Origin of the sequence: Paraburkholderia antibiotica, assembly GCF_012927125.1 — a bacterium.
Classification (GTDB): Bacteria; Pseudomonadota; Gammaproteobacteria; order Burkholderiales; family Burkholderiaceae; genus Paraburkholderia; species Paraburkholderia antibiotica.
Map to the genome: position 1 here is coordinate 25,542 of NZ_JABBFZ010000003.1, position 23,269 is coordinate 48,810.

Sequence of the window (23,269 nt, forward strand, 5' to 3'; positions counted from 1 at the left end):
GACTTGGGAGTGGTTGGTGTCAGCAATAAAAAAGAGACGTGATGCAAGCGCCGTTCGCGGTAGCTCATGCAGTCCAAAAAACATATTGGAGACATGGATGGACAGTTCGACTGGAACGTATTCGCCGCCTGCCTGTGCCCGACCGATTGTTCGGTCCCGGGAGGAGCGCTCATGACGCAGGCCACCGTGGGCGGACATCGTCGGTGGGTCATCGTAGCGATGCTCACCGCTTTCATGCTGATCAACTTCTGCGATAAAGCCGTATTCGGCATCGCCGCGCCGTCGATCATGCGCGACCTGGGACTCGGCCCAGCGCAGTTCGGCACGCTGGGCGGCAGTTTCTTTTATCTGTTCTCGTTGGCGCTGATCCTGTTCGGAAAACTGGCGGAGAGAATCAGCCCGAAAAAGCTTCTGCTGGTCTGCGCGTTCATCTGGACGGTGGCGCAGTTGCCCATCGCCTTTGGTGCATCGATTTCCCTGCTGTACGCGTCGCGGATTCTGCTCGGATTCGGCGAGGGTCCCTCGGCGCCGTTGTGCAATCACGCCGCGTTTACCTGGTTCGAGAACAAGGAGCGCAATTTGCCCAGCACGTTTGTTTCGCTGGGAGCATTCGCGGGGCTGCTGGTTTCCGGGCCGCTGCTGACTCATATCATCGTCGAATACGACTGGCATCGCGCCTATCTGGTCCTGAGTCTCGCCAGCCTCGCGTGGGGCGTGATCTGGATATTCGTGGGTCAGGATGGACCGTACTCCAGCCTGAATATCAAGTCGTCCGCTGCCGCCATACTGCGCGCACGCTACTTTCAACTGTTCTTTAACAGGACATTTCTCAGTGCCGCGTTTGTGATCTGGACGTCCTATTTCGCCTTCTCGCTTATTTTCAGTTGGGTGCCGTCTTATATGCGCGCGGTTCTGCATTTCGGCGACTCCGCGACAGGATGGGCATTCATGCTGTTCTCTTTCTTAGGGATGCCAATTCTTCTCGTGACGTCGTTGACGAGTCAGCGTTTGCAGATGCGCGGTGTCTCTTCGAAGCGCGCGCGAGGATGGATGAATTGCGGCCTCCTGATGCTAAGCGGCGTGTTGACCGTCGGCGCATTGATGCTCCCTCTCGCTCCGATGGTCCGGGCGGGCATTCTGGCCGTCGCGTGGAATTTGCCGCAGGTGTCGTTCGTGCTTGCCGTCGCTATCGTCGCGGAAATTACGCCGGATTCACAGCGCTCGACCTTGCTGTGCGCATTGTCCGCCATCGGGACCACGGCTGGATTGATCGCGCCGGCGATGACGGGACATTTTCTCGAAGGGGCGGCGGGGGTGGAAGCCGGATATCACAGCGCATTTGAAATCGCGGGTGCGTTGCTGATCGTGTCCTCGTTAGTCGGGTTCTGGCTCATCGACCCCGAGGCAAGCAAACGACAGATCCTGCTCGAAGCGCGTGACGACAAGCAACAGGGCAACACCGAAACCGTTTTGAGCAGTCAGGCCTGAGCCTGAATGCAGATAAAGATATCGATAAAAATCCCGGCAATGCCGGCTTTGAATAACGAACTCATTAGGACGATCGAGAAACGAGCTTCGCGATAACGATGTAACGCCAGCATTCAGCCCCTTTCACGGAATTGTTCAGCAGACGGTTGACGCCAGTCTGGCGGGATCGCTCGTCCGTCGAATTTCGATCGACCTATTTACGCAATACAACCTGATCCGCCGATATGTCCATCGGCATCGGCGATCCGGCTATCAGTTCATATCAGGAAGAAGACAGGAAGCGACCATGATTAAACCGCTGCAAGGTGTGCGCATCGTTGATATGTCCCATGTTATTGCTGGGCCTATGGCGTCACTCTATCTTGCGCAACTCGGCGCGGAGGTGATCAAGATCGAGTCGCCGACGGGCGGCGACGTGATGCGCTCCAAAGCGTCGAAGAACCAGGTCGATTGTTTCGATACGCCGTCGGCGTTCGCTGCGTTCAATGCCGGAAAGAACTCCGTGGCCGTGGACATCCGGCAGCCTGAAGGCGCGGACATCGTCCGGTCGCTTGCCAGGCAGGCGGACATTTTCATCGAGAACTTCCGGCCGGGCGTCGTCGCCAAATATGGACTCGGCTTCGACGACATCCGCAAAGACAACCCCGACATCGTCTACTGCTCCATTTCCGGCTTTGGACAAAACAGCAAATGGTCCAGTCGCGGTGCCTACGACCACGTCATCCAGGCACTTACGGGCATGATGATGATGTCCGGCGATTCCCCCGATTCGCCGCCTGCCAAAGTCGGCTTCCCTGTCGTCGATATGGCAACCGGAATGATCGCCGCGCTCTCGATGATGTCGGCGCTGCGCATGCGCGATATCACTGGCGACGCGCAGTACATCGACTGTTCGATGACGGATGCGTCGTTGATGCTGATGTATCCCCACGCGTGCAGTTTCCTCACGGACGGCGTCGAGCCCGAACGAATCGGCAATCGCGGTTTTACGGGTAGCCCGGGTGCGAATACCTACAAGTGCCTGGACGGCTGGCTGGCGATTGCGGCCAACACGCCTGCGCAATTCCGCAAGCTCGCGGACCTGCTGGGACTGAGCGGTTTGTGCGAGAACGACGACATCATCGATGTGCAGGCATTCAACGCACCGGGAGGCGGATTCGTTGTCGCGCGTAACGAAGCGCTGGCGCAGGAGGTGCTGTCGTCCGCTTTCGAAAAACGGGCCGCGGCGGAAATGGAAGTCGCGTTGAATGACGTCGGCGTGCCTGCGGCGAGAGTGCGCAGCATCGGTGAGTACCTCTCCACGGAACACTCGGAAAGCAATCTCTCGCCGCACGCCAGTTTCGATCAAGGTCCGTTTCGCATGCGTACGCCGGGCCTTGGATTCCGGTCGCAAGACTGGGGCAATGAAGATTCGAAAAAGGCTCCTTCATTAGGAGAGCAAACCCGTGAGCAGCTTACGCAACTCGGGTTGGATAAAGACCGCGTAGAGAGTCTGTTTGAACGTGGGATCGTAGGTTCACCAATAAAAAATAAGGAGACATGTCAATGAAAATCCGTCACCTCGCATGGATCGCCGGCACCGTCGCATGCGCGGCTCATGCACAGAGCAGCGTTACGCTTTATGGCGTTATCGACGTCGGCGTCACCTATGCCAATAACGTGCAGACCGCCGTCACCAGTCACGGTTTAGTGGGCGGCAGTCAGGTCGCGCTAAGCGACGGCGCCGCCAACGGTGCCGCCGGGAGCCGCTGGGGCATCCACGGCGTCGAAGACCTCGGAGGCGGTCTTGCGGCGATCTTTACTCTGGAAAGCGCGTTTACGGTCAACAACGGCGCGCTCGGCACGGGTGGCGCCGAATTCGGCCGACAGGCGTTCGTCGGCTTGACAGGCCATTACGGTACTTTGACGCTCGGGCGTCAGTACGATACCTATACCGACTTCGTGCAGCCACTCACGGCAACCGGGCAATGGTCCGGTTACATGGGCGCGCAACCCGACGACGTGGATAGTCTGTCGAATACGAGCCGGATTAATAGCGCGATAAAGTTTAGAACACCTACTTATAAAGGCGCGTCGGCAGCGGTCATGTACAGCCTGGGCGGCGTGGCCGGAAGCTTCACGCAGAATCAGGTCTTTTCGATCGGCGCCGGGTATTCGCAGGGTCCGCTGACGGCAGCCGTCGGTTATCTGAATGCGCGGGACCCCAATATTTCCCTCTACGGGACCATGCCGAACAAAGGGTCGACGACGACCAACAACATCGGTTCCTTCGGCTCTCCGACGAGCCCGCAATCCTATCCGGTGAATGCGGGTTACGCGTCGGCCAAAACCACCCAGTTCGCCGGCGCCGGCATCAACTACACGTTCAATCCGGTGACTCTCGGCGTGGTCGTCACGAATACGCGCTACTACAGTCTCGGCTCCAGTTCGGGACCCAATCCGTTGGGATATACCGGCACCGCCTCGTTCATGAACTACGAGTTGAGCGTCAAGTCGCAGGTGACGCCGGCGTTTCTGGTCGGTACCGCGTTTCACTATACCGACAGGAGTTCGGTCAACGGCGACGGCGGAGCCAAATATCTGCAACTGGATCTGGGCGCGTTCTACTACCTGTCGAAACGCACCGACGTGTACATATTGACGGTATTGCAACGCGCGAGCGGCCGCGATTCGCTCGGTCAACCCGCGGTTGCGTCGATTACCGGCTTCAGTCCGTCGACCACCAATCGTCAGATCGCCGTGCGCGTTGCGTTACAGCAGCGGTTCTAGATCGGGTCTTGCTCAACATCTGAAGACGCATCGTTGGTGCCCGGTTGCAGCGTGAGCGTGGAGCTTGCCATGCGGCCGGCGCATTGAAGCGTCGTCTGTTTAACTGGAATTGGAGAAGGGTTCGCATGAGAGAAGCTGTCATTGTCTCCACGGCTCGCACGCCGATTGGCCGCGCGTTCAAGGGGGCGTTCAACCAGACGAAATCGCCGACCTTGCTCGCGCATGCGCTTAACCATGCCGCGCAGCGCGCATCGATCGATGCAGCGGAAGTCGGAGACGTCGTGATCGGCTGCGTGCTCGCCGCCGGTACGTCGGCGATGAACGTGGCCCGCAACGCGGTCCTCGCGGCGGGCTTTCCCGCCACCGTGTCGGCGCAAACGATGGACCGTCAGTGCTCGTCCGGTCTCATGGCGATTGCGACCGCCGCCAAGCAGGTGATCGTCGATGGCATGGACATCACCATCGGCGGTGGGGTGGACAACATTTCCGCGGTTCAGAACGAGTACTTTGCGTGGTGCGCGCGGGAGCAGGACGCCAAGGTGATCGGGCACGCGCCGCATGCGTATATGCCGATGCTGCAAACGGCGGAGTTCGTGTCGAGCCGCTATGCGATCAGCCGCGAAGCCGCCGACCACTACAGCCTCCAGTCCCAGCAGCGCACGGCGGCCGCTCAGGAGGCGGGCTACTTCGACGCGGAGATCGTTCCGGTCACGACGACGATGGCGGTGTCGGATCGTCAGACCGGCGCAATCAGCTACAAGGACGTGACGATCGCACGCGACGAAGGCAATCGGCCGGAGACGACGTACGAGGGGCTGGCGAGTCTCAAGCCCGTGATCGAGCATGGCGTGGTGACCGCGGGAAACGCGAGCCAGTTGTCGGATGCGGCCTCCGCGTGCGTCATGATGGAACGCGCCGTCGCCGAGCGACGCGGCCTCGCTCCCATCGGCATCTATCGCGGCATCGCGGTCGCGGGATGTGCGCCGGAAGAAATGGGCATTGGTCCCATCTACGCGGTGCCGAAGCTTCTCGCGCGGCATGGTCTTAAAGTCAGCGATATTGGCCTGTGGGAATTGAACGAAGCCTTCGCATGTCAGGCGCTTTTCTGTCGCGACTACCTCGGCATCGATCCCGACATCTACAACGTCAACGGCGGCAGTATCGCGATTGGTCATCCTTATGGAATGACGGGAGCGAGACTGGTGGGGCATGCGCTGATCGAAGGCAAACGTCGTGGCGTAAAGTACGTGGTCGTCACCATGTGCGTTGGTGGCGGCATGGGCGCCGCGGGGCTTTTCGAGGTCGCGTGACGGTGCGATCAGCGTAACGCGGTCAGGCGGCTTATCCCGTGCGATTGCGAGCGTGAGTTGCACGACGGCTCTTCTCACAGGTCACCCGCGCGGATCATTCGCGCAGGTCATTCGGATTGATGCACGGCGCTCGTGTCATTACGACGCCGATTTCACGCAGGGGCGAAAAGAAGCAATGAGATTGAATGGAAAAGTGAGCATTGTCACTGGCGCGGGGCAAGGCATCGGCGCGGCGACCGCACTCAAATTTGCGCGGGAGGGGGCGATCGTCGTCGTGGGCGATCTGAACCAGGCGGCGGTGAGCGGCGTGGTGAGCGCATGTCGGGATACCGGTGCCGAAGCGTTTGGTATCACGCTCGACGTGGCGAACCGCGAAGCCGTCGATCGCATGGTCGAGACCGTGCTGGAGCGTTACGGAAAGATCGACGTGCTGGTGAACAATGCCGGCATTACCCGCGATGCACGCCTGCAGAAAATGACGCCGAAACAGTTCGACGACGTGATCGACGTGAACCTGCGAGGCGTGTTCCATGCGTCGCAGGCAGTGGTGGACGCGATGATCGAGCGGGGCACGGGGGTGATTCTGAATGCCAGCTCGGTGGTGGGTATCTATGGCAATTACGGCCAGACCAACTATGCCGCCGCGAAGTTCGGCGTGATCGGTTTCACGAAGACGTGGAGCCGGGAGTTGGGACCGAAGGGCATACGCGTCAATGCGGTGGCGCCGGGCTTTATCGACACGCCGATCCTGTCCACCGTGCCCGACGACGTGCTGGCGAAGATGCGCGAACAGGTGCCGTTGCGCCGACTCGGCAAAGCCGAGGAAATCGCCAACGTGTACGCCTTTCTGGCCAGCGACGAAGCCAGTTACATCAACGGCGCGGTGATCGAAGTGTCGGGCGGCATGACGCTGTGAGCGATCGGACTCGATCATTTAAAAGCACTCCTGAGGGCATGATTCATGAAACCGTTCGCAACGCTCAATCGTCGTAACGACATCGCCTTGCTATGTATCGATAACCCGCCGGTCAACGCGTTGTCGCCGGCGGTGATCGCGGACCTCGTCGCCGCACTCGACGCTTTCGAGGCCGATCGCAGCTACAAGGCACTGGTGGTGTATGGCGAGGGCCGCACGTTCGTGGCCGGCGGCGACATCGCCGCGTTCGATCTCGACGACTTCTCGACGGCCCCGTTCAACCGGTTTCTCGCGCGGCTCGAAGCGCTCGATCGAATCGTGGTCGCCGCGTTGCATGGCACGGTGCTCGGCGGCGGGTTGGAGCTCGCGTTGGCCTGCCACTATCGGGTCGCGCAACCGCGCACGCAGCTCGGCCTTCCCGAGGTCAAGCTCGGCATCCTGCCGGGATCGCTGGGGACGCAGCGTCTCCCGCGGCTGGTGGGCGTCGACGTGGCGCTCGATCTCATCGCCAGCGGCCGCAGCATTGGCGCCGCCGAGGCGCTGGAGATCGGTCTCGTCGATGAACTGAGCGACGCGGCACCGCTGGAGGCAGGTCTCGCGCTGAGCGCGGCGCTCGTGGCGCGCGGCGCCGCGCCGCGGCGCGTCAGCGAACGCGAGGTGTCCACGGAAGCACTCGCACCGACGTTCTTCGAACAGGCGTTCGACGAAGCCACGCGTCGCAAACCGTTCTATCCGTCCGCGCGCAAGATCGTCGAGGCGGTCCAGGCGTCGACGTTGCCGTTCGCCGAGGGCGAGGCGGTGGAGGCGCGGCTCTTCGAGGCACTGCGTCTTTCGCCCGAATCGCGGGCCTTACGCCATCTGTTTTTCGCCGAGCGGCAAGCCGCCCGAATTCCGGGCCTGCCGCGCGATACGGCGCTGCGCCCGGTGCGATCGGTCGGCGTTCTCGGCGCGGGCACGATGGGCGGCGGCATCGCGATGAACTTCGCCAATGCCGGCATTCCGGTCGTGCTGGTCGAGACCTCGCGGGAGGCGCTCGATCGAGGGCTCGGCATCATCCGCCGCAACTACGAGGCGAGCGCCGCGAAGGGCCGGCTCACGATGCAGCAGGTCGAGGAGCGCATGGCGTTGCTGTCCGGCTCGCTGGACGACACCGCGCTAGCCGACTGCGATCTCGTCATCGAGGCGGTGTTCGAAAACATCGATCTCAAGCAGCAGGTCTGCGCGCGGCTCGGCGCGGTGTGCAAGCCGGGCGCGATCATCGCGACCAACACGTCGACACTCGACGTCGATCGACTGGCCGAGGCCACGGGTCGTCCGGCCGACGTGGTCGGCATGCACTTCTTCAGTCCGGCCCACGTGATGCGCCTGCTCGAAGTGGTGCGGGGCGCGCGTACCGCGCCCGACGTGCTCGCCACCGTCATGCAGCTTGCGCGCACGATCCGCAAGGTGGCGGTGGTGTCGGGCGTGTGCTACGGATTCATCGGCAACCGGATGCTGGAAGTCTATCTGCGCGAAGCGGAGTTCCTGATGATGGAGGGCGCCAGTCCCGCGCAGATTGACAGCGCGGTCGAGGCGCTCGGTATGGCGATGGGGCCCTGCCGCATGCTCGATATGGCGGGCATCGATGTCGGTGCGAAGGTGGTGATCGAATGCGGCAAGGCCGGTGGTTTGCCGCCCGACGACAGCTATCGCGCGATGGTGCGCCGGATGTTCGAGCTTGGCCGCCTCGGGCAGAAGAGCGGAGTGGGCTACTACCGCTACGAGGGCCGTACGCCCGTGGCGGACGCGGAAACCGCGCGCATCGCGCGGGAGCTCGCCGGGCATCATGGGATCGCGCAGCGCACGGACATCGGCGCGCAGGAAATCGTCGAGAGGCTGCTTTACCCGCTGATCAACGAGGGCGCGAAGATTCTCGAAGAGGGCATTGCTTATCGTCCCGGCGATATCGACATGGTGTGGACGGCCGGCTACGGTTTTCCCGATCACAAGGGCGGCCCGATTTTCATGGCCGATGCGATCGGTCTCGAACGCATCGTCGAGCGGCTCAACCATTACGGGCAGGTGCGTGGTAATCGCTTCGGCTACTGGAGCGTGTCGCCGCTGCTGGCCGCGTGCGCGCAGCGCAAGCAGCGGCTCGGCGCTGTCGCGTCGAGCTGAATGGAGTGAATGTGTGCGCGCGTCGGCGGCTCTGCAGGCTGACGCGCGGCACGATCGAAGCACGCGAAGACGCCGCCACATTCACGCTCACCGCCGCAAATGCTCCAACGTATCCCTTAACGGCGTACTCGAAATCACGATCGGCCCGGTGAACGGCGTATCCAGATCCACGATCACATAAATCGCCGACGCGATCGACACCGCCCCCAGCGAGATCGTCACCAGCGCCAACGCATTGCGTGGCGCGATCAGGCCGAAGCTCAGAAAAATCACGCCCAGCCAGAACGTCAGCGTCTTGAGGAACGGCTGCGAGATCGAGCTATGCGCTTCCTCGATGAGTTTCCAGCGAGCATCGACGACGCGCCGATATTGCGTCAGCGAATCTTCGAGCGCGCGTTGCTGCAGCGAATCCTGCGTGCGCAGTTGCCGCAACTGCCGGCCCACCGCGGTCAGCATGTCGCCGAGTTGCACGTTTTCAAGTTGCTGCAGATCGTCCGGCGCGCCGAGATTGCGCGGATAGTCGCCGCCCGGCGCCGCCTCCCGTGGCCACGTCGACGCGATCGCCGCCGCCGTGTACTGGCGCAACAGTTGCCGCGATTCGTCGGCGGCGCTGCCGAGTTCGCGCAGCGTGGTATCGAATTCGATCAGCTCGGCCGCATAGGTGCGCAGATCGTTCGACGCCGTATCGAAGCTCGATTTCGCCGACGCCGTCATCAAACCGAGCACCAGCGCCGCGAACGTGACGAGCATGCCGATCACCAGTTGCACGAGCTGCACGGTCTCGTGCGCCTTGTGCTCTTCCGGCAGCAGCGGCCGCACGCCAACACCGATCGCGGTGGCGACCAGCAACAGCGCGAATACGACTATCGCTGAACCGATTTCCGACATGGCGTGCTCCGGGTGGACAACAGGCTTCAGCAAGCAGCCCTGAGGAAACGGGCTTGGACACTTATTGATTTAGCGCAAGCCGCGTGTGCGATCAACCATAAAGTTTTCCGCTGTTGCGCCGTTGTTGCTCAATGTGGTGTTTGCTTACTTTTCAGTCAAGTTGCGGACCGGGCCGAACGGGCGTGGAGCGCAGCCTGCGTGGGCAGGGCGCGGCCGGAGACGATCCGGCAGGCGTTGTGCGCGCAGCCCAAGGAGACCAGTCCGATGTTGAAAAAGCTGTCGATTCGCACCAGCCTCACCCTGATGATCGTGTTTTTCGGCGTCGCGCTGCTGCTTGGCGCCGCCGCGGGATTGTTGTCGCTGCGCTCGGCCAATGCGTCGCTGCAGCAGATGTACACGGTCGACACCCCCGCCGTCGCCGATCTCGAGGGCAGCTCCGGCCAACTGTTGCGGCTGCGTCTTGCGCTCGCGACTTATGCGTCGCTTGCCGCGCTGAACGATCAGGACGGCGCGAACGCGGTGCTCAAGCGCTTCGATCAGTACCGCAAAGCATCCGACGAGCGGCTCGCCCACTATTTGAGCAATGCGGGTACGGAGAGCGGCGAACAGCGCCTGATCGCGGCGATGCAGCAGCAACGCGATACGTTCCTGCGCGACGGCGTCGAGCCGGCTCTCGCCGCGCTCAAGGCCGGCGACGTCAACGCGTTCCAGCAACTGCAGGCGCACAAGCTGCCGTCACTGTACAGCGCGTACGAAAAGGCGATGCTCGCGCTCGAACAGCTGCAACTCGATCACGGCGCGCAGCGCTATCAGGACGCGCAGAGCCTGTTCTACGCGATCTGCACGACGGTCGCGATCGGCATGGTGCTGTCGCTGCTCGGTGGGTGGTTGTGCCGCGCGGTGCTGGTGCGTGCCATCGTCCGTCCGGTCGACGCGACGATCGCGCAGTTCCAGCGTATCGCCGGCGGCGATCTGACTGGCCGCATCGAGGTGACCGGCGACAACGAAATGGGCCGTCTCGCGGCCGCGCTGCGCAAGATGCAGACATCGCTGATCGCGACGGTGAATTCGGTTCGTCAGGGCACCGAATCGATCGATACCGGCGTCAGCGAGATCGCCGCGGGCAACGCCGATCTGTCGCAGCGCACCGAGGAGCAGGCCGCGTCGCTCGAAGAAACGGCCGCGAGCATCGAGCAGCTGACCTCGACCGTCAAGCAGACCGCCGACAACGCGAAGCAGGCGAGCGCGCTGGCGCAGGGTGCGTCGACGCTGGCCGCGCAGGGCGGCGAGCTGACCGAGCAGGTGGTCGGCACGATGCATGGCATCGTCGACGATTCGCGGCGGATTGCCGATATCGTCGGCGTGATCGAGGGCATCGCGTTCCAGACCAACATCCTCGCGTTGAACGCGGCCGTCGAAGCGGCGCGTGCGGGTGAGCAGGGCCGCGGCTTCGCGGTGGTCGCGAGCGAGGTGCGCTCGCTCGCGCAACGCAGCGCGGCGGCGGCCAAGGAGATCAAGGGCTTGATCGATGCGTCGACGGCGCGCGTCGAACAGGGTTCGCAGCTCGTCGAGCGCTCGGGCACGACGATGTCGGATATCGTCGCGGCGATCGCGCGCGTGAGTTCGATCATGGGCGAGATCGCCGCGGCGGCGCTCGAACAGAGCACCGGCATCGATCAGGTCAACCTCGCGGTCGCGCAGATGGATGAGGTGACGCAGCAGAATGCGGCGCTGGTCGAGCAGGCGGCTGCGGCGGCGAGTTCGCTGGAGGAGCAGGCGCGGCGACTGTCGGCGGCGGTTGCGGTGTTTCAGACCGGGGGCGGCGCGCGGGCAGTGGCGGCGGTGGCTGGGAGTAAAGCCTCGGGTTTTGCTTCGGAGCCCAAATTGACGGGCGAGTTTGCGGCGGCATAAGCGTAGGCCTGCAAAGGCCGCTTCGTTGCGCGACTGGCCATGGTTCGTTATGAATGGAGTCGAGCCGAAGCTGCCAGGCAAGTTCGCGGCAGCCTAAGCGCAGTGCCGAGAAAGTACTCCGTCACGCGGCCTGGTCGCCGTTCTTCACGACTTGCGCCGAGCCTAAGCCGACGGGGGCGTTCGCGGCAACCTAAACGCAGTGCCACGAAGGCACCTCGTCACGCGGTCTGGTCACTGTTCTTCACGACTAGCGCCCAGTCCAAATTCACAGGCGAGTTCGCGGCTGCCTAAACGCAGGCCTGCAAAGGCCCACTCATAACACGGTCGTGCCGTCGTTTGTGATGAGAGCCCCGACCATGACGCCGCACGGCGCCACCACCTGCGCCTCTTACCCCTACTGCATCGCCGCGTAATACCTGGCCACGCTATCGATTTCCTCCGGCGTCATCTGCCGCGCGACGTTGCGCATCTGCTCGTTGATGTCGTTGTGCCGTGCGCCCGACGCGAACGCCCGCAGTTGCGCGGCCAGATAGTCCGCCGACTGCCCGCCGAGCCACGGCGCCGCGCCCTTGCGGTCGAGCTGGCCGTGGCAGGCCGCGCACGGCGCGATGTTGCGCTGCGGGTCGCCCTGCATCGCGAGTCGGACCGCCGTCGCATCCGGCTCGGCGCCGGCGCGCGTTGTTTCGGCCGCCGGCGGACGCGCGAACGACGCGAAGTAAGCGGCCAGATCGCGCAGATCCTGGTCGCTGCGCTCGGCGATGATCGCCTGCATCACCGCGCTGGGCCGCTGGCCGCTCTGGTAGTCGCGCATTTCCTTGTACAGCACGTCGGCGTACTGACTGGCGAGCGCGGGCGCCGTCACCTGCACGGTGCCGAGCACACCGTGGCACATCGAGCAGTGCTGCGTCGCGATCGTCGCGCCGCGGCCGATCGAGTCCGCGGCCGCGCGCGTCGAGCCCGACGGCGGCAACACCACCACGTCGCTCGGCACATGGCTCGCCGCGTTGCCGCTGTACCAGCTCGACGGCACGCCGGCGGCGCCGCAAATTCGCGCCCACAGGCCGCATTCACATTTTATTCATCGCGTCATTCACGGCCTTTTCCACGGCTGCGTGCGCCAGTTCGTTCCTGTTGTGCGCCACCTGCGTCACGCGAAGAGCCGCATCAACGCCGCACGCGCGTTGCTGACCAGTTCGCTTTCGCCGGCACGCGGCGGCAGCAGATGAAACTCGATGGCGGGCAGCGCGGGCAGCCCGACATTCGCGGCACAGGCCACCACGCCGTCGCCCAGCGACGACTCGTTCAGGCAGGAGATGCCGAGCCCCGCCTTCAACGCGAGCTGCAGACCCGCGACGCCCGACGCCGAATGCGACACCACGTACGGCACCTTGTGTTCGTCGAGCAGCTTGACGACGAAGCGCTGCAACTGACACGTGGTCGGCAGCAGCACCAGTCGATACGGCGCGTCGGGGCGCGACCCGGTATCGGCGGCACTGGCCCACAGCAGCTTTTCGCGCCGCACCACGGTGCTCGTGGCGCGGCCGCCGCTGCGTGCGCGCGTGGGTGCCGGCATGAAGCGCGCGGACAGGCCGATATCGAACGACGCGTGATCGTCCGCGCCGCTGTCGATCACCGTGCTCGGCAGCACGGTCACGTGCAGCTTCAGGCGCGGGTGCTGTTCGGAGAAGGTCTTCAGGATGCGCGCGATGTCGTGTGGACGGTAATAGTCGGTGATCGCGATGCGCAGTTCGCCGTCGAGCGAGCGGCCTTGCAGGTCGTCGAACGCGGCTTCGCTCATCGCGATGATGCGGCGCGCGTGCTCGAGCAGGCGCTCGCCGGCGGGTGTCGGATGCACGCCCTGGCGGCCGCGCACGAAGAGCGGCTGGCCGGCGCGTTCCTCGAGTTTCTTGAGCTGCTCGCTCACCGACGACTGCGACAGAAACACCCGCTCGGCACCCGCCGACACGCCGCCCGATTCGGCCACGGCGACGAAGGTGCGAAGCTGCGTGAGGTCAAAACCGCGTTGACTCATGATTCGGATTTTCCGATGGGTTCGATCTGAATTTCCGGCTTTTCCGATGGATAGCCCAGCCGTAGGATACCTCCGAACGACTTGCGGAGGGTGTGATGGAAAACGGATCTTTAGCGGCACAGCGTGGCGTCGACGAACACGGCGCGCGGCATCGGTGGAAAGTGCTCGGCGTCGGCTTTGCGGCGAACGCGAGCTTTTCGGCGGCGTTCTCGGGTATTCCGACCACCGCGGTGTTTCTGCGCTCGGGTTATCACCTCGGCAATCACGAGCTCGGTCTGGTGCTCGGTATGCTCGGCCTCGGGATCGCGGTGAGCGAACTGCCGTGGGGCCTGCTGACCGACCGTTGGGGAGATCGTCGCGTGCTGCTGCTCGGTCTGCTGTCGACGGCCGCCGCGCTGGCCGGCCTCGCGCTGTTCGTGTCGCCCGGCGGCGCGCACGTGCCGGGTATGACGCCGCTCGCGCTCGGGCTTCTGCTGGTCGGGCTGCTCGGCGGCAGCGTCAACGGTTCGAGCGGGCGCGCGGTGATGGCTTGGTTTCGCGAGGGCGAGCGTGGTCTCGCGATGAGCATCCGCCAGACCGCGGTGCCGGCGGGCGGCGGACTCGGCGCGCTGGTGCTGCCGGTGCTGGCGTCGCGCTTCGGTTTTGCGAGTGCGTATGCGGTGCTGGCGGTGGCGTGCGCGTTCACCGCGTGGTTTGCGTGGCGCTGGCTGCATGAGCCTGGGTATGGGAATGAGGCGGCGAAGGCCGTGGTGGCATCGGCGGGGAAGGGCGCGACGGCTGGAACGGCTGCAACGGTAGTGAACGGCACGAACGGTGTGAACGGCACGAACGGCACGAACGGCACGAACGGCACGAACGGCACGAACGGCACGAACGGCATGCGACCAGTCCACCAGCCGACGTCTCGAACGAATGCCGTGAACCCCACGAGCGCCACCTCGACCGCTTCCGCCACGTTCGCCCGCGCCGCATCAACGACTGCTCAGTCCACCAGCGCTTCATCCACCGCCGCATCGCCACTGCGCGATCTCGCGATCTGGCGTGTCGCGCTCGGCGCCGGTGCATTGTGCGTGCCGCAGATCGCCGTGATCACGTTCGGCACGGTATTCCTGCACGACTTCAGCCGCGCCGGTGTATTCGCGATCAGCGCGACGATGGCGGCGGTGCAGGCGGGCGCGGCGGTCGCGCGGGTCTGGAGCGGCGCCTGGACCGACCGGCGCGGCAATCGTCGCGCGTATATGCGTGCCTGCAGTCTGCTGACGGCGGTGTTGTTCGCGTTGCTCGCGCTCGCGACCGGGCTCGTCGGCCTGCATCGCACGGCGAGCGTCGCGCTGTTCGCGCTGATGATCGTGCTGGGCGGCGTCAGCGCGTCGGCGTGGCACGGCGTCGCCTTCACCGAACTGGCGACGCTTGCCGGCACGCGCCGCGCGGGCACCGCGCTCGCGATGGGCAATACCTGTGTGTTCCTCACGCTGTTCCTGACGCCGCTCGCCATTCCGGCGTTGCTGTCGGTGGGGGCGTGGCCGATGGTGTGGGCGGTGGCGAGCGCCTGCGCGTTGCTCGCGCTGCCGGTGTTGCCGCGCGCGGCGGCCACACGCGCGCTGCGCGCGGTGCGTGCCTGACATATAGGGGGAAGAGCACGCCGGCGCGGCCGGCGCGCGTGTCGATCGTGAAGTGCCGACCGCGAAGTCCAGATTGCCTGTTCGGGCTAAAAACAAGAAATTTTCTCCCTGGATTCGGAACACTCCGATTGTCGCGACATGGTGAGGGTGATGTGATGGCTTTACCCGCGCGCGATCCGTCGCCGGGATGCCGGATGGCCGCGCGCGGGACAACGCGGCCATTGCCGCGCGCAAGCGCACCACTCTGACAATGCGAGATCAACCGCAGTGAATCTTCGAATCATTCTGGCTGACGATCACCCCTTCGTTTTACTCGGCTCCCGATCGACGCTCGAGACTTGCGAGGACCTTGCCATCGTCGGCGAGGCGCTCACGCCCACGGCGTTGCTCGCGCTGCTGCGCGGCACGCCGTGCGACGTGCTGGTGATCGATCTGTCGATGCCCGAGCCCCGCGGCCAAGGCGGCGTAGTCGAGGAGGGCATCGGCCTGATCCGGCGCATTCGCCGCGACTGGCCCGCGTTGCGCGTGCTCGTCGTGACCGGGCAGACCAACGGCGCGATCCTGCGCACCGTCGCGGCAGACAGCGCCGTCAGTCTGCTCGGCAAAACCGATTCGCTCGACGAATTACCGCACGCCATTCGCGAATGCGCGCGCGGCGTGCGCTACCTGGGCCGTTCGGTCGCCGCCGCGCTCGCGCTATCGCACGAGGACGACAAGCTGTTCCTCACGGCGCTGCTGTTGTCGAAGCGTCAGACGGAGATTCTGCGCAGACTGGTCAGCGGCGAGTCGATCGGCGAGATCGCGGCGGCGCTCGGCTGCAACCGCCGCACCGTCACCCGGCAAAAACAGGCAGCGATGGCGCATCTCGGCGTCAGCGACGACCCCGCGCTGTTTGCCTGCGTGCGTACCTGCGGGATGCTGTTTTCCGATTTTGCCGCCCGGCGATAAAGCTCATATTGCCTGAGTCATTTCGGAGTGCTCCGATGTCGATCCGCGAAGAATTCCTCGACCATTGAGCGGTATCGGTTACGCGAAGAAGGCCGGGAAATGAAGGCAATGAGGAGCGTCGGGTAATGAATCCGTTAGCGGCGGCAGGTACACCGATTCGCACGCCGGTTCGCACGATCATCGCGGACGACCATCCGCTGGTGCTGCTGGCTATCGAGAATCTGATCGGCCATTACCCGAACCTGCAGGTGGTCGGCCGCGCGGCGGACGTGACCGGGCTATTCGTCGAGGTCGATCGCAGTCCGTGCGACCTCGTGCTGATGGATCTTTACATGCCTGGCGCTTTCGGCGGCGATGGCTTCGACGTCCTCAGGCAGTTCAAGGCGCGCTATCCCGACGTGGCGCTCGTGATCCTGACCATGGAAACCGAAGCGGAAGCGTTGCGCAAGGTGATGTCGCTGGGTGTCGACGGCTTGCTCAGCAAGCGCGACCGCATCGATCTGATTCATGTAGCGGTGGTTACGGTGCTCGCGCGCGAGCGTTATATCAGCCCGGCGGTGCGCGCGTCGCTCGCGGATAACACGCTCGCGCAGCGGCGCGAGTTCGTGCGAACCACGCTGACGCGGCGCGAGTTCGAGGTATTTACGCAATATGCGCTCGGTTTTTGCGTCACTGAAATTGCCGCCCGCCTCGGGCGTAGCGTGAAAACGATCAGCACGCAGAAATGCGCGGCAATGCGCAAGCTGGCGCTCCATAGCGACGCGGCGCTGTTTCGCCTGGCCGGCGAGTGCGGTGTGGTGCCGAACGAGTAGGAGGACCGCCAGCGGGTGGCGTTCATTCCCGCAGCAGGAGCAATCGAAATCGCGGCAGCAGTATCCCTCTCTGCCTGACCGGGGGAGCCACCTTGCGTGCAAGGCGGGCCGGTCGGCAATACGAAAAAACACAACAACACATGACCCGGAAAATCAGCCTTGTCGTGGCGGACGACCACGACTGCATTCGCGCAGGTATCCGCTGTCTGCTGCGCGACAAACCCGAACTCGAAATCGTCGGCGAGGCGGCGCATCTGTCCGGTCTCGCGGATCTGCTCGATGCCTGTCCATGCGATGTCGTCGTCTCGGACATCGGTATGCCGGGACTCGATGGAGACAACAGCGCGGTGCCGTTGCTGCGGCGGCTGCTACGGCGCAAGCCGCATCCGCGTGTGGTCGTGCTGACGATGGAGCGGCGCGCGCATGTGCTGTCCGGATTGCTCAGCATCGGCGTGACCGGCATCGTCGACAAACGCGATGCGCCGTACGCATTGATCGATGCAATCGAAGCGGTTGCCGCCGGCGGGATCGATCTGTCGGCGCAGGTGCGGACTGCGCTCGAAGCGGCCGAGCCACGGCTGCTGCCACGCGACGGCACGATGAGCGCGCGCGAGTGGGAAGTGTTCCAGCTTTACGCGCGCGGACTAGCGGTGCATGAGATCGCGGCGCGTCTGCAACGCAGCGGCAAGACCATCAGCACGCAGAAGCGTACCGCGATGCGAAAGCTCGGGCTCGAAACAGAAGCCGATCTGATCAATTACGCGAAGCAAATAGGACTGGTATGAGGGAAACCAATCTATAAACGTTCGTTTTTGTCCGGAAATTGCCAGGCAAAGTAATTCTCTAGGACTTTTCTGATTGGCGAGCGCCGAAGGGCATTCAATAATTGAGTCTGGCCTAAGTGTCCCGATCGCGTGCGCGTCATGCATTTGCGATGGGCGCTTAGGCTATTTCGTGATCCTGAGCTTTCGTGGGACGAAGGCGGATCCGGAAATCGTGTGCAGATGTTCTTCGTGCAATCGTGCGGTGCCTTCTGCTTCGTGGCTGGACGAACGAGTGGAGGGTAGATGGTTGCGTTAGGCAAGCGATTATGGTGCGAGGGTGTGGGCACGGCATGGCTCGTGTTCATTGGTTGTGGCAGCACCGTGCTGGATACCAGCGGGATACTGCAAGGCGGTAGCGCGCTCGAAATGTCGCTGGCGTTCGGTCTGGCGCTCATCACCGCCAGCTACGCGTTCGGCAAGGTGTCGGGCGCGCATTTCAATCCCGCGGTCACGGTCGGTTTCACGGTTGCGAACCGCTTTCCGGTGCGCGATCTGCTGCCGTACATCGCCGCGCAGATTCTCGGCGCCATCGTCGCGGCGGCGTTGCTTGCCTATATCGCGAGCGGCCGGCCGGGCTTCGACCTCGCGGCGAGCGAATTTGCCGCGAACGGCTTCGGTGACCATTCTCCCGCCGACTATCCGTTGCATTCGGCGCTCGTACTGGAGTTCGTGCTGTCCTTTGCCTTCGTTGCCGCGTGTCTGCTGCCCATCGATCGGAAAGAGCTTGCGCCGGTTGCGCCGTTCATCGTCGGCTGCTGTCTGATACTGGTTTATCTGGTGTCCATCCCGGTCACCAACGGCTCCGTCAATCCCGCGCGTTCCACCGCACAGGCGCTGTTCGTCGGCAACTGGGCGCTCGATCAGCTGTGGCTGTTCTGGGCCGCGCCGCTCGCCGGTGCGATCGCGGCCGGCGGCCTGTTTTCGTTTCTGAATGGTCATCCCGATCCGTCCTCGGCGTCGTTGGCGGACGGCCGGGGCGACATCGCGTGAACGGGAAGCGAGGCCATTCTTTGCGGTTCGTCGTCGGCGTTCTGCGCGTGCTGGCGGCGAAGCTGCGGCGGTACGCGTTGCCGTGCCTCTTCACGTTGGGTCTGCTGATCGCGGCTTACGCGCTCTACGGGCCGAGGCTCGCCGGCGTCGCCTGGGCGGCGCGCACGGCTTCCTCCATGGCGACCGGCAACGCTTCCAGCCAGGCCGGCACTTCTGCTGCGCCCCCAGCCACGACCTTGCCTGCTCATCTGACCGTCGGCGTACTCGAAGACGGCTGGCCGCCGTTCGACATCCCGCAGGACGGTCAACTCGCCGGTATGAGCGGCGAACTGCTGCGCGCGCTCGTGGGGCCGGACGTCGTCATCGAGACGAAGGCGTTTCCCGATATGACGCAACTACTTGCCGCCGCCTGTGCCGGCCAAGTCGATCTGTTGATGAGCGCGGCGCGCACGCCCGAGCGCGAACGTTGCCTGAGCTTCACGGCGCCGTATTTTCACTCGTTCGCGGCGGCCGTCGTGCGACGCGACGACGATCGCTACGCGAGCGCCGCCGCGCTTACCGGCGCGCGGATTGCGGTCGAGCGCGGTTTTGCGCGTGAGCGTCTGCTGCGCGACAGCTTCCCGCGAGCCAAAGTCGTTGCGTTCTCGAATACCCGCGAAGCGCTCGGCGCGGTTCTGCGCGGGGATGCCGACATTTACTTCGGTTTCATGCCGGTCGTGCAATTCGAACTGGCCACCGACGCGTTTCGCGGCTTGCGCGTGGCATTCGAGCAGAGCGGCAAGGCGCTCAACCTGCGCTTCGCGGTCCCGCTCGACCGGATTGCGTTGCGCGATCAACTGAACCACGCGCTCGAATCGATGAACCCCGTCGAGGCCGCGGCGATCCGCTCGCGCTGGTTGCCCGGCAATTTCAATGCCGCATATGTGCCCGATGTCCCCGGCTTCAGGCTGAGCGAGGAAGAAAAAAACTGGCTGGAGGCGCTGCCGCCGCTGCAGATCGGCTTCGACGGCGACTGGGCGCCGCTCAGCTATGTCGACGACAGCGGCCGTCCATCCGGTTTGACCGCCGATTACCTCGCGTACCTGAGCAGCACGCTCGGTGTCGAGTTCAAGCGCGCCCACGAGGGCGACTGGGCGGCCACCGTCGAAGCGTTCCAGCGCGGAGATCTGGCCATGCTGTCCACGGCGTCGAGCCACGGTCAACTGCTTGAAGGTGTCAGCCGCAGCCGCGTCTACGAGAGCGATCCGCTGGTGCTCGTCGCACGCAGTGGGACGCCGCCCGCCTGCGCGCTCAAGGATTTCGCGTCGTGCCGCATCGTCATGTCGCCGCATACGGGCGGCTCGGTGCCGCTTGCGTTCGGTGCCGTGCCGCCCGGGCAGCTCGTCGTCGCGCCGAGCGTGGCCGACGCGCTACATCAGGTCGCGACCGGCGAGGCGGACATGCTGGCCGGCAACGCGGCCGTCGTCAATGCGCAGCTGCAGCAGGGCTACGAGGGCGTGCTTCGGGAGTTCGGCACGCTAGGCGAGTCGCATTCGCTGTACTTCGCGGTGCGTGAGGACCTGAGCCCGCTCGTCAAGCTGATCGACCGCGCGTTGAAGGCCATGCCGACCGCCGAGAGACAGCGCATCCGCGCGAAGTGGGTGAGTGCCGACGCGTCGGGCAACCCGGTGCTGAGCGTGACCGCGATGCGTCTGCTGCCGGTGCTGATCGGCATCGGCGTGGTGTTGCTGGTCACGCTGCGCGCGTACGTGCTGCTGCAACGCGAGGTCAGGCTGCGCAAGCAGACCGAGCGGGAGCTCGCGCTGCAGCTGAATCTGCAGGACACGATGATGAAGACCGTGCCTTATCCGCTCGTCGCGCGAGATCTGGACGGGCGCTACATCGCGGTCAACGAGGCCTATGAGAAAGCCAGCGGGCTGAGCCGCGAAGCCGTGCTCGGACGCACCACGGCCGAGGTCGGCACCTGGGGCGAGGCGAACAGCCGCATGCTCGACGACATGACGCGCGAGATGCTGCATGGCGGCAGCATGGCAAAGGTCGAACTGCAATTCGAGGACAGCGCGGGCGAACTGCGCCACGGCCTGTTCTGGACGAGCGTGTGCGACGGCAGCGACGGGCAGCCGGTGTGCATACTCGGCACGATGGTCGACATCACCGACATCCGCCGCGCCGAAATGCGTGCGCGCAAAACCGAGCGGCGCCTGTTCGACGTCACGCGCTCGTTGCCGGCGGTGGTGTTCCAGTTGCGGCGCTCGCCGGCCGGCGAGTATTCGTTTCCGTACATCGGCGGCGATACGCTGCATCTGGTCGGCGACGCGTCGCTCAGGCATCGCGCGCGAGTCGATTTCGAGCGCGTGGCGCAGCCGGACCGCGCGCTCGTGCTCGCCGAACTCGAGCGCTCCGCCAGTTGTGTGACGCCGGTGCACATGGAATTCCGCCTCGAAACCATGGGGCAGCAGAAATGGGTGCGCGCCGAGCTGGTGCCGCGGCGCGACGCGGATGGCAGCGTCGTCTGGGGCGGCTACTGGGTCGACGCGAGCATCGAGCGCGCGCGTTCCCAGGAGCTGGCACGGGCGCGCGACGTGGCCGAAGCGGCGTCGCGCGCGAAAGACAATTTCCTCGCCATGATGAGCCACGAAATCCGCACGCCGATGAACGGTGTGCTCGGCCTCGTCGAAGTGCTGGAACGCACGCCGCTCAGCACCGACCAGAGCGAAATGCTCGGTATGGTCAACGAATCGGCGGGCGCGTTGCTGCAGATTCTCGACGACCTGCTCGACTATTCGAAGATCGACGCAGGACGGCTCACGATCGAAGCCGAGCCGATCGATCTGCGCGAACTCGTCGATAACGCGGTCGGGTTGCTCGCGGCGCGCGCGCATGAAAAAAGGCTGAAGGTGCGTGTCGAAATCGCGGCCGAGGTGGCCGCGACGCTGCGCGGCGACAGCGTGCGGCTGCGACAGATTCTCTTCAACCTGCTCGGCAATGCGATCAAGTTCACGCCGACCGGCGAAGTGGGCGTGAGCGTGTCGGTGATCGGTCATGACGACGGCACGGGGACGTCTACGCAGACGCTCGAAATGATCGTGCACGACACCGGCATCGGTATCGCGCCGGACGTGCAGGCGAGTCTGTTCGAGCCGTTCGTGCAGGCCGAGTCGTCCACCACGCGGCGTTTCGGCGGCACGGGGCTGGGGCTGACGATCTGTCGCAAGCTGGTCGAGCTGATGAACGGCACGCTGGCGCTGCACAGCGAACCCGGGCGCGGCACGAGCATGATCGTGCGGCTGACGATGCCGGTCGTTGCGCAGCACTACGCGATCAGCGGCTTGCGCGGCAAATGCGGCGTCGTGATGGCGAGCGATCCGCGTGTCGGCCGGGCGCTGCTGCACTTCGGCAAGGCGCTTGGGCTCGAATTGCGCGGCCTCTCACCCGACGCGCTCGATGCGTCGACGTTGCGCGAGCGAGCGGCGCTGACCGACGCCGATCTGCTGTTCATTAGCGAGGATGCGGATTTGCCTGAAGGGATCGGCGCGAACACGCGCGTTGTCACGTTGACGGAAAAGTCGAAACCGACCGGCTACCGCATTCTCGACGACAAGGTGCGCGTGAGCATCAATCCGATTTCATGGCGAGGTCTCGGCGCCGCGTGCACAGCCGCGATGACGGGCCTCGCGTCGCTGGCGCCCCGCTCGAACGGCGTGCCGCTGACGGCCGAAGGCGTTGCGATGCCGCCGGATCGCGAACGCGCGATCGCGAGCGGACGGCTGATTCTCGTCGCCGAAGATCATCCGGTCAATCAGGAGCTGATCCGTCATCAACTGGCGTTGCTCGGTTTTGCCTGCGACGTCGCGAACGACGGCGCCGAAGCGCTCGCCGCGCTCGAACGGACGAATTATGGCTGCCTGATTACCGATTGCCACATGCCGAACCTGTCGGGCTACGAGTTGACGCGGCGGATTCGCGAAACGGAAGCGAAGCGCGGCAATGCGCAACGTCTGCCGATTCTCGGCATCACCGCGAACACCGCGCCCGACGATCTGCGTCGATGCCGCGACGCCGGCATGGACGACAGCCTGATCAAGCCGACCCGGCTCGCCACGTTGCGCGACTATCTGGACCGCTGGTTCGGCGGCGACAGCGCGTGGCAGGGCACGTCGGCGGAGGCGGCCGGTCAACTGCCGGCCGGGCCGACTATCGAAAGTCCTGTGCCTCAGGCTAGCGTCGCGGAACCGTTCGTGCCGGTCGATCTCGCGCATATGACGCAGTTGTGGGGCAGCGAATCGACGGTCAAGGTGTTGCTCGACTCGTTCGTTTCCTCGTTGCGTGACGACATGCAGGCGCTCGCGTCGCTGCTCGAACACGCGGAGCTCGCGCGGTTGCGCGAGTGGTTGCATCGGGTGATGGGGGCGGCGAGCGTGCTGCAATATGCGCCGCTCATCCAGGTACTCGACGCATATCGCCACGACATCGCCGGCAAAACGCCGCAGTGTTTGCGAGAAGAGGGCTTTGCGCTGATCCACAGCTGTGAAGTGATGTTCGACGGCATCGAGCAGCAGGCAGCCTTGCTCGCGTAGCGTCGGCGATTGCGCACGTGTGGTC

Annotated in this window: 15 protein-coding genes and 1 pseudogene; 13 read left to right on the top strand and 3 right to left on the bottom strand. The window is 64.4% G+C overall.

Going from position 1 to position 23,269, the window contains the following annotated elements; genetic code table 11:
* Positions 1-171: 171 nt before the first annotated feature.
* The 6 genes from HHL14_RS07060 (at position 172) to HHL14_RS07085 (ending at position 8,640) form a co-directional block, all read left to right on the top strand.
* Positions 172-1,488, top strand: a complete 1,317-nt coding sequence (locus HHL14_RS07060) for an MFS transporter (protein WP_169496880.1) — start codon at positions 172-174, stop codon at positions 1,486-1,488.
* A gap of 286 nt (positions 1,489-1,774) precedes the next feature.
* Positions 1,775-3,037, top strand: coding sequence for a CaiB/BaiF CoA transferase family protein (locus HHL14_RS07065; protein ID WP_169496881.1), 1,263 nt, complete (start codon positions 1,775-1,777; stop codon positions 3,035-3,037).
* Complete coding sequence (locus tag HHL14_RS07070) at positions 3,034-4,257, top strand: porin (protein ID WP_169496882.1); 1,224 nt, start codon at positions 3,034-3,036, stop codon at positions 4,255-4,257. Before HHL14_RS07065 ends, HHL14_RS07070 begins: the two co-directional genes overlap by 4 nt.
* 125 nt (positions 4,258-4,382) lie before the next feature.
* Positions 4,383-5,567: an acetyl-CoA C-acyltransferase gene (locus HHL14_RS07075; protein WP_169496883.1), complete on the top strand. Its 1,185-nt coding sequence runs from the start codon at positions 4,383-4,385 to the stop codon at positions 5,565-5,567.
* Between the two features lie 175 nt (positions 5,568-5,742).
* Positions 5,743-6,483: a 3-oxoacyl-ACP reductase FabG gene (gene fabG / locus HHL14_RS07080; RefSeq protein WP_169496884.1), complete on the top strand. Its 741-nt coding sequence runs from the start codon at positions 5,743-5,745 to the stop codon at positions 6,481-6,483.
* Between the two features lie 45 nt (positions 6,484-6,528).
* Positions 6,529-8,640 carry a 3-hydroxyacyl-CoA dehydrogenase NAD-binding domain-containing protein gene (locus HHL14_RS07085; protein WP_169496885.1) on the top strand — a complete coding sequence of 704 codons (2,112 nt, stop codon included), beginning with the start codon at positions 6,529-6,531 and terminating at the stop codon, positions 8,638-8,640.
* An 87-nt stretch (positions 8,641-8,727) separates the two neighbouring features.
* On the opposite strand, the gene HHL14_RS07090 is transcribed toward HHL14_RS07085, so the two are convergent.
* Entirely contained in the window at positions 8,728-9,528 is an 801-nt protein-coding gene (locus tag HHL14_RS07090; protein WP_169496886.1) for a bestrophin-like domain, read from the bottom strand.
* Positions 9,529-9,792: 264 nt separating this feature from the next.
* Here HHL14_RS07090 and HHL14_RS07095 point away from each other — a divergent pair, with 264 nt between their 5' ends.
* A complete protein-coding gene (locus HHL14_RS07095; RefSeq protein WP_169496887.1) occupies positions 9,793-11,439 on the top strand; it encodes a methyl-accepting chemotaxis protein in 1,647 nt (548 codons plus the stop codon).
* Between the two features lie 394 nt (positions 11,440-11,833).
* Here the strand turns inward: HHL14_RS07095 and HHL14_RS07100 are convergent.
* Positions 11,834-12,502 (bottom strand): annotated as a pseudogene (locus tag HHL14_RS07100) (c-type cytochrome); the annotation flags it as partial.
* Positions 12,503-12,586: 84 nt separating this feature from the next.
* Positions 12,587-13,471: a LysR family transcriptional regulator gene (locus tag HHL14_RS07105; RefSeq protein ID WP_169496888.1), complete on the bottom strand. Its 885-nt coding sequence runs from the start codon at positions 13,469-13,471 to the stop codon at positions 12,587-12,589.
* 95 nt (positions 13,472-13,566) lie between these two features.
* On the opposite strand from HHL14_RS07105, the gene HHL14_RS07110 reads away from it, so the two are divergent.
* The 6 genes from HHL14_RS07110 to HHL14_RS07135 all read left to right on the top strand — a co-directional run bounded on the left by HHL14_RS07110 (position 13,567) and on the right by HHL14_RS07135 (position 23,244).
* On the top strand, positions 13,567-15,093 hold the full coding sequence (locus HHL14_RS07110) for an MFS transporter (RefSeq protein WP_169496889.1): 1,527 nt from the start codon (positions 13,567-13,569) through the stop codon (positions 15,091-15,093).
* 267 nt (positions 15,094-15,360) lie between these two features.
* Positions 15,361-16,041, top strand: coding sequence for a response regulator (locus HHL14_RS07115; protein WP_169496890.1), 681 nt, complete (start codon positions 15,361-15,363; stop codon positions 16,039-16,041).
* A gap of 125 nt (positions 16,042-16,166) precedes the next feature.
* Positions 16,167-16,853: a response regulator transcription factor gene (locus HHL14_RS07120; RefSeq protein WP_169496891.1), complete on the top strand. Its 687-nt coding sequence runs from the start codon at positions 16,167-16,169 to the stop codon at positions 16,851-16,853.
* Positions 16,854-16,993: 140 nt separating this feature from the next.
* Entirely contained in the window at positions 16,994-17,638 is a 645-nt protein-coding gene (locus tag HHL14_RS07125; RefSeq protein ID WP_169496892.1) for a response regulator transcription factor, read from the top strand.
* 282 nt (positions 17,639-17,920) lie between these two features.
* Entirely contained in the window at positions 17,921-18,667 is a 747-nt protein-coding gene (gene aqpZ, locus HHL14_RS07130; RefSeq protein WP_169496893.1) for an aquaporin Z, read from the top strand.
* Positions 18,668-18,843: 176 nt separating this feature from the next.
* On the top strand, positions 18,844-23,244 hold the full coding sequence (locus tag HHL14_RS07135) for an ATP-binding protein (protein ID WP_169497255.1): 4,401 nt from the start codon (positions 18,844-18,846) through the stop codon (positions 23,242-23,244).
* The last annotated feature ends 25 nt before the right edge of the window (positions 23,245-23,269 follow it).

Bases quoted from the DNA above. Each gene is read 5' to 3' on its own strand.
- HHL14_RS07060 (WP_169496880.1), top strand. From the start codon at position 172: ATGACGCAGGCCACCGTGGGCGGACATCGTCGGTGGGTCATCGTAGCG.
- HHL14_RS07065 (WP_169496881.1), top strand. From the start codon at position 1,775: ATGATTAAACCGCTGCAAGGTGTGCGCATCGTTGATATGTCCCATGTT.
- HHL14_RS07070 (WP_169496882.1), top strand. From the start codon at position 3,034: ATGAAAATCCGTCACCTCGCATGGATCGCCGGCACCGTCGCATGCGCG.
- HHL14_RS07075 (WP_169496883.1), top strand. From the start codon at position 4,383: ATGAGAGAAGCTGTCATTGTCTCCACGGCTCGCACGCCGATTGGCCGC.
- fabG (WP_169496884.1), top strand. From the start codon at position 5,743: ATGAGATTGAATGGAAAAGTGAGCATTGTCACTGGCGCGGGGCAAGGC.
- HHL14_RS07085 (WP_169496885.1), top strand. From the start codon at position 6,529: ATGAAACCGTTCGCAACGCTCAATCGTCGTAACGACATCGCCTTGCTA.
- HHL14_RS07090 (WP_169496886.1), bottom strand. From the start codon at position 9,528: ATGTCGGAAATCGGTTCAGCGATAGTCGTATTCGCGCTGTTGCTGGTC.
- HHL14_RS07095 (WP_169496887.1), top strand. From the start codon at position 9,793: ATGTTGAAAAAGCTGTCGATTCGCACCAGCCTCACCCTGATGATCGTG.
- HHL14_RS07105 (WP_169496888.1), bottom strand. From the start codon at position 13,471: ATGAGTCAACGCGGTTTTGACCTCACGCAGCTTCGCACCTTCGTCGCC.
- HHL14_RS07110 (WP_169496889.1), top strand. From the start codon at position 13,567: ATGGAAAACGGATCTTTAGCGGCACAGCGTGGCGTCGACGAACACGGC.
- HHL14_RS07120 (WP_169496891.1), top strand. From the start codon at position 16,167: ATGAATCCGTTAGCGGCGGCAGGTACACCGATTCGCACGCCGGTTCGC.
- HHL14_RS07125 (WP_169496892.1), top strand. From the start codon at position 16,994: ATGACCCGGAAAATCAGCCTTGTCGTGGCGGACGACCACGACTGCATT.
- aqpZ (WP_169496893.1), top strand. From the start codon at position 17,921: ATGGTTGCGTTAGGCAAGCGATTATGGTGCGAGGGTGTGGGCACGGCA.
- HHL14_RS07135 (WP_169497255.1), top strand. From the start codon at position 18,844: ATGGCGACCGGCAACGCTTCCAGCCAGGCCGGCACTTCTGCTGCGCCC.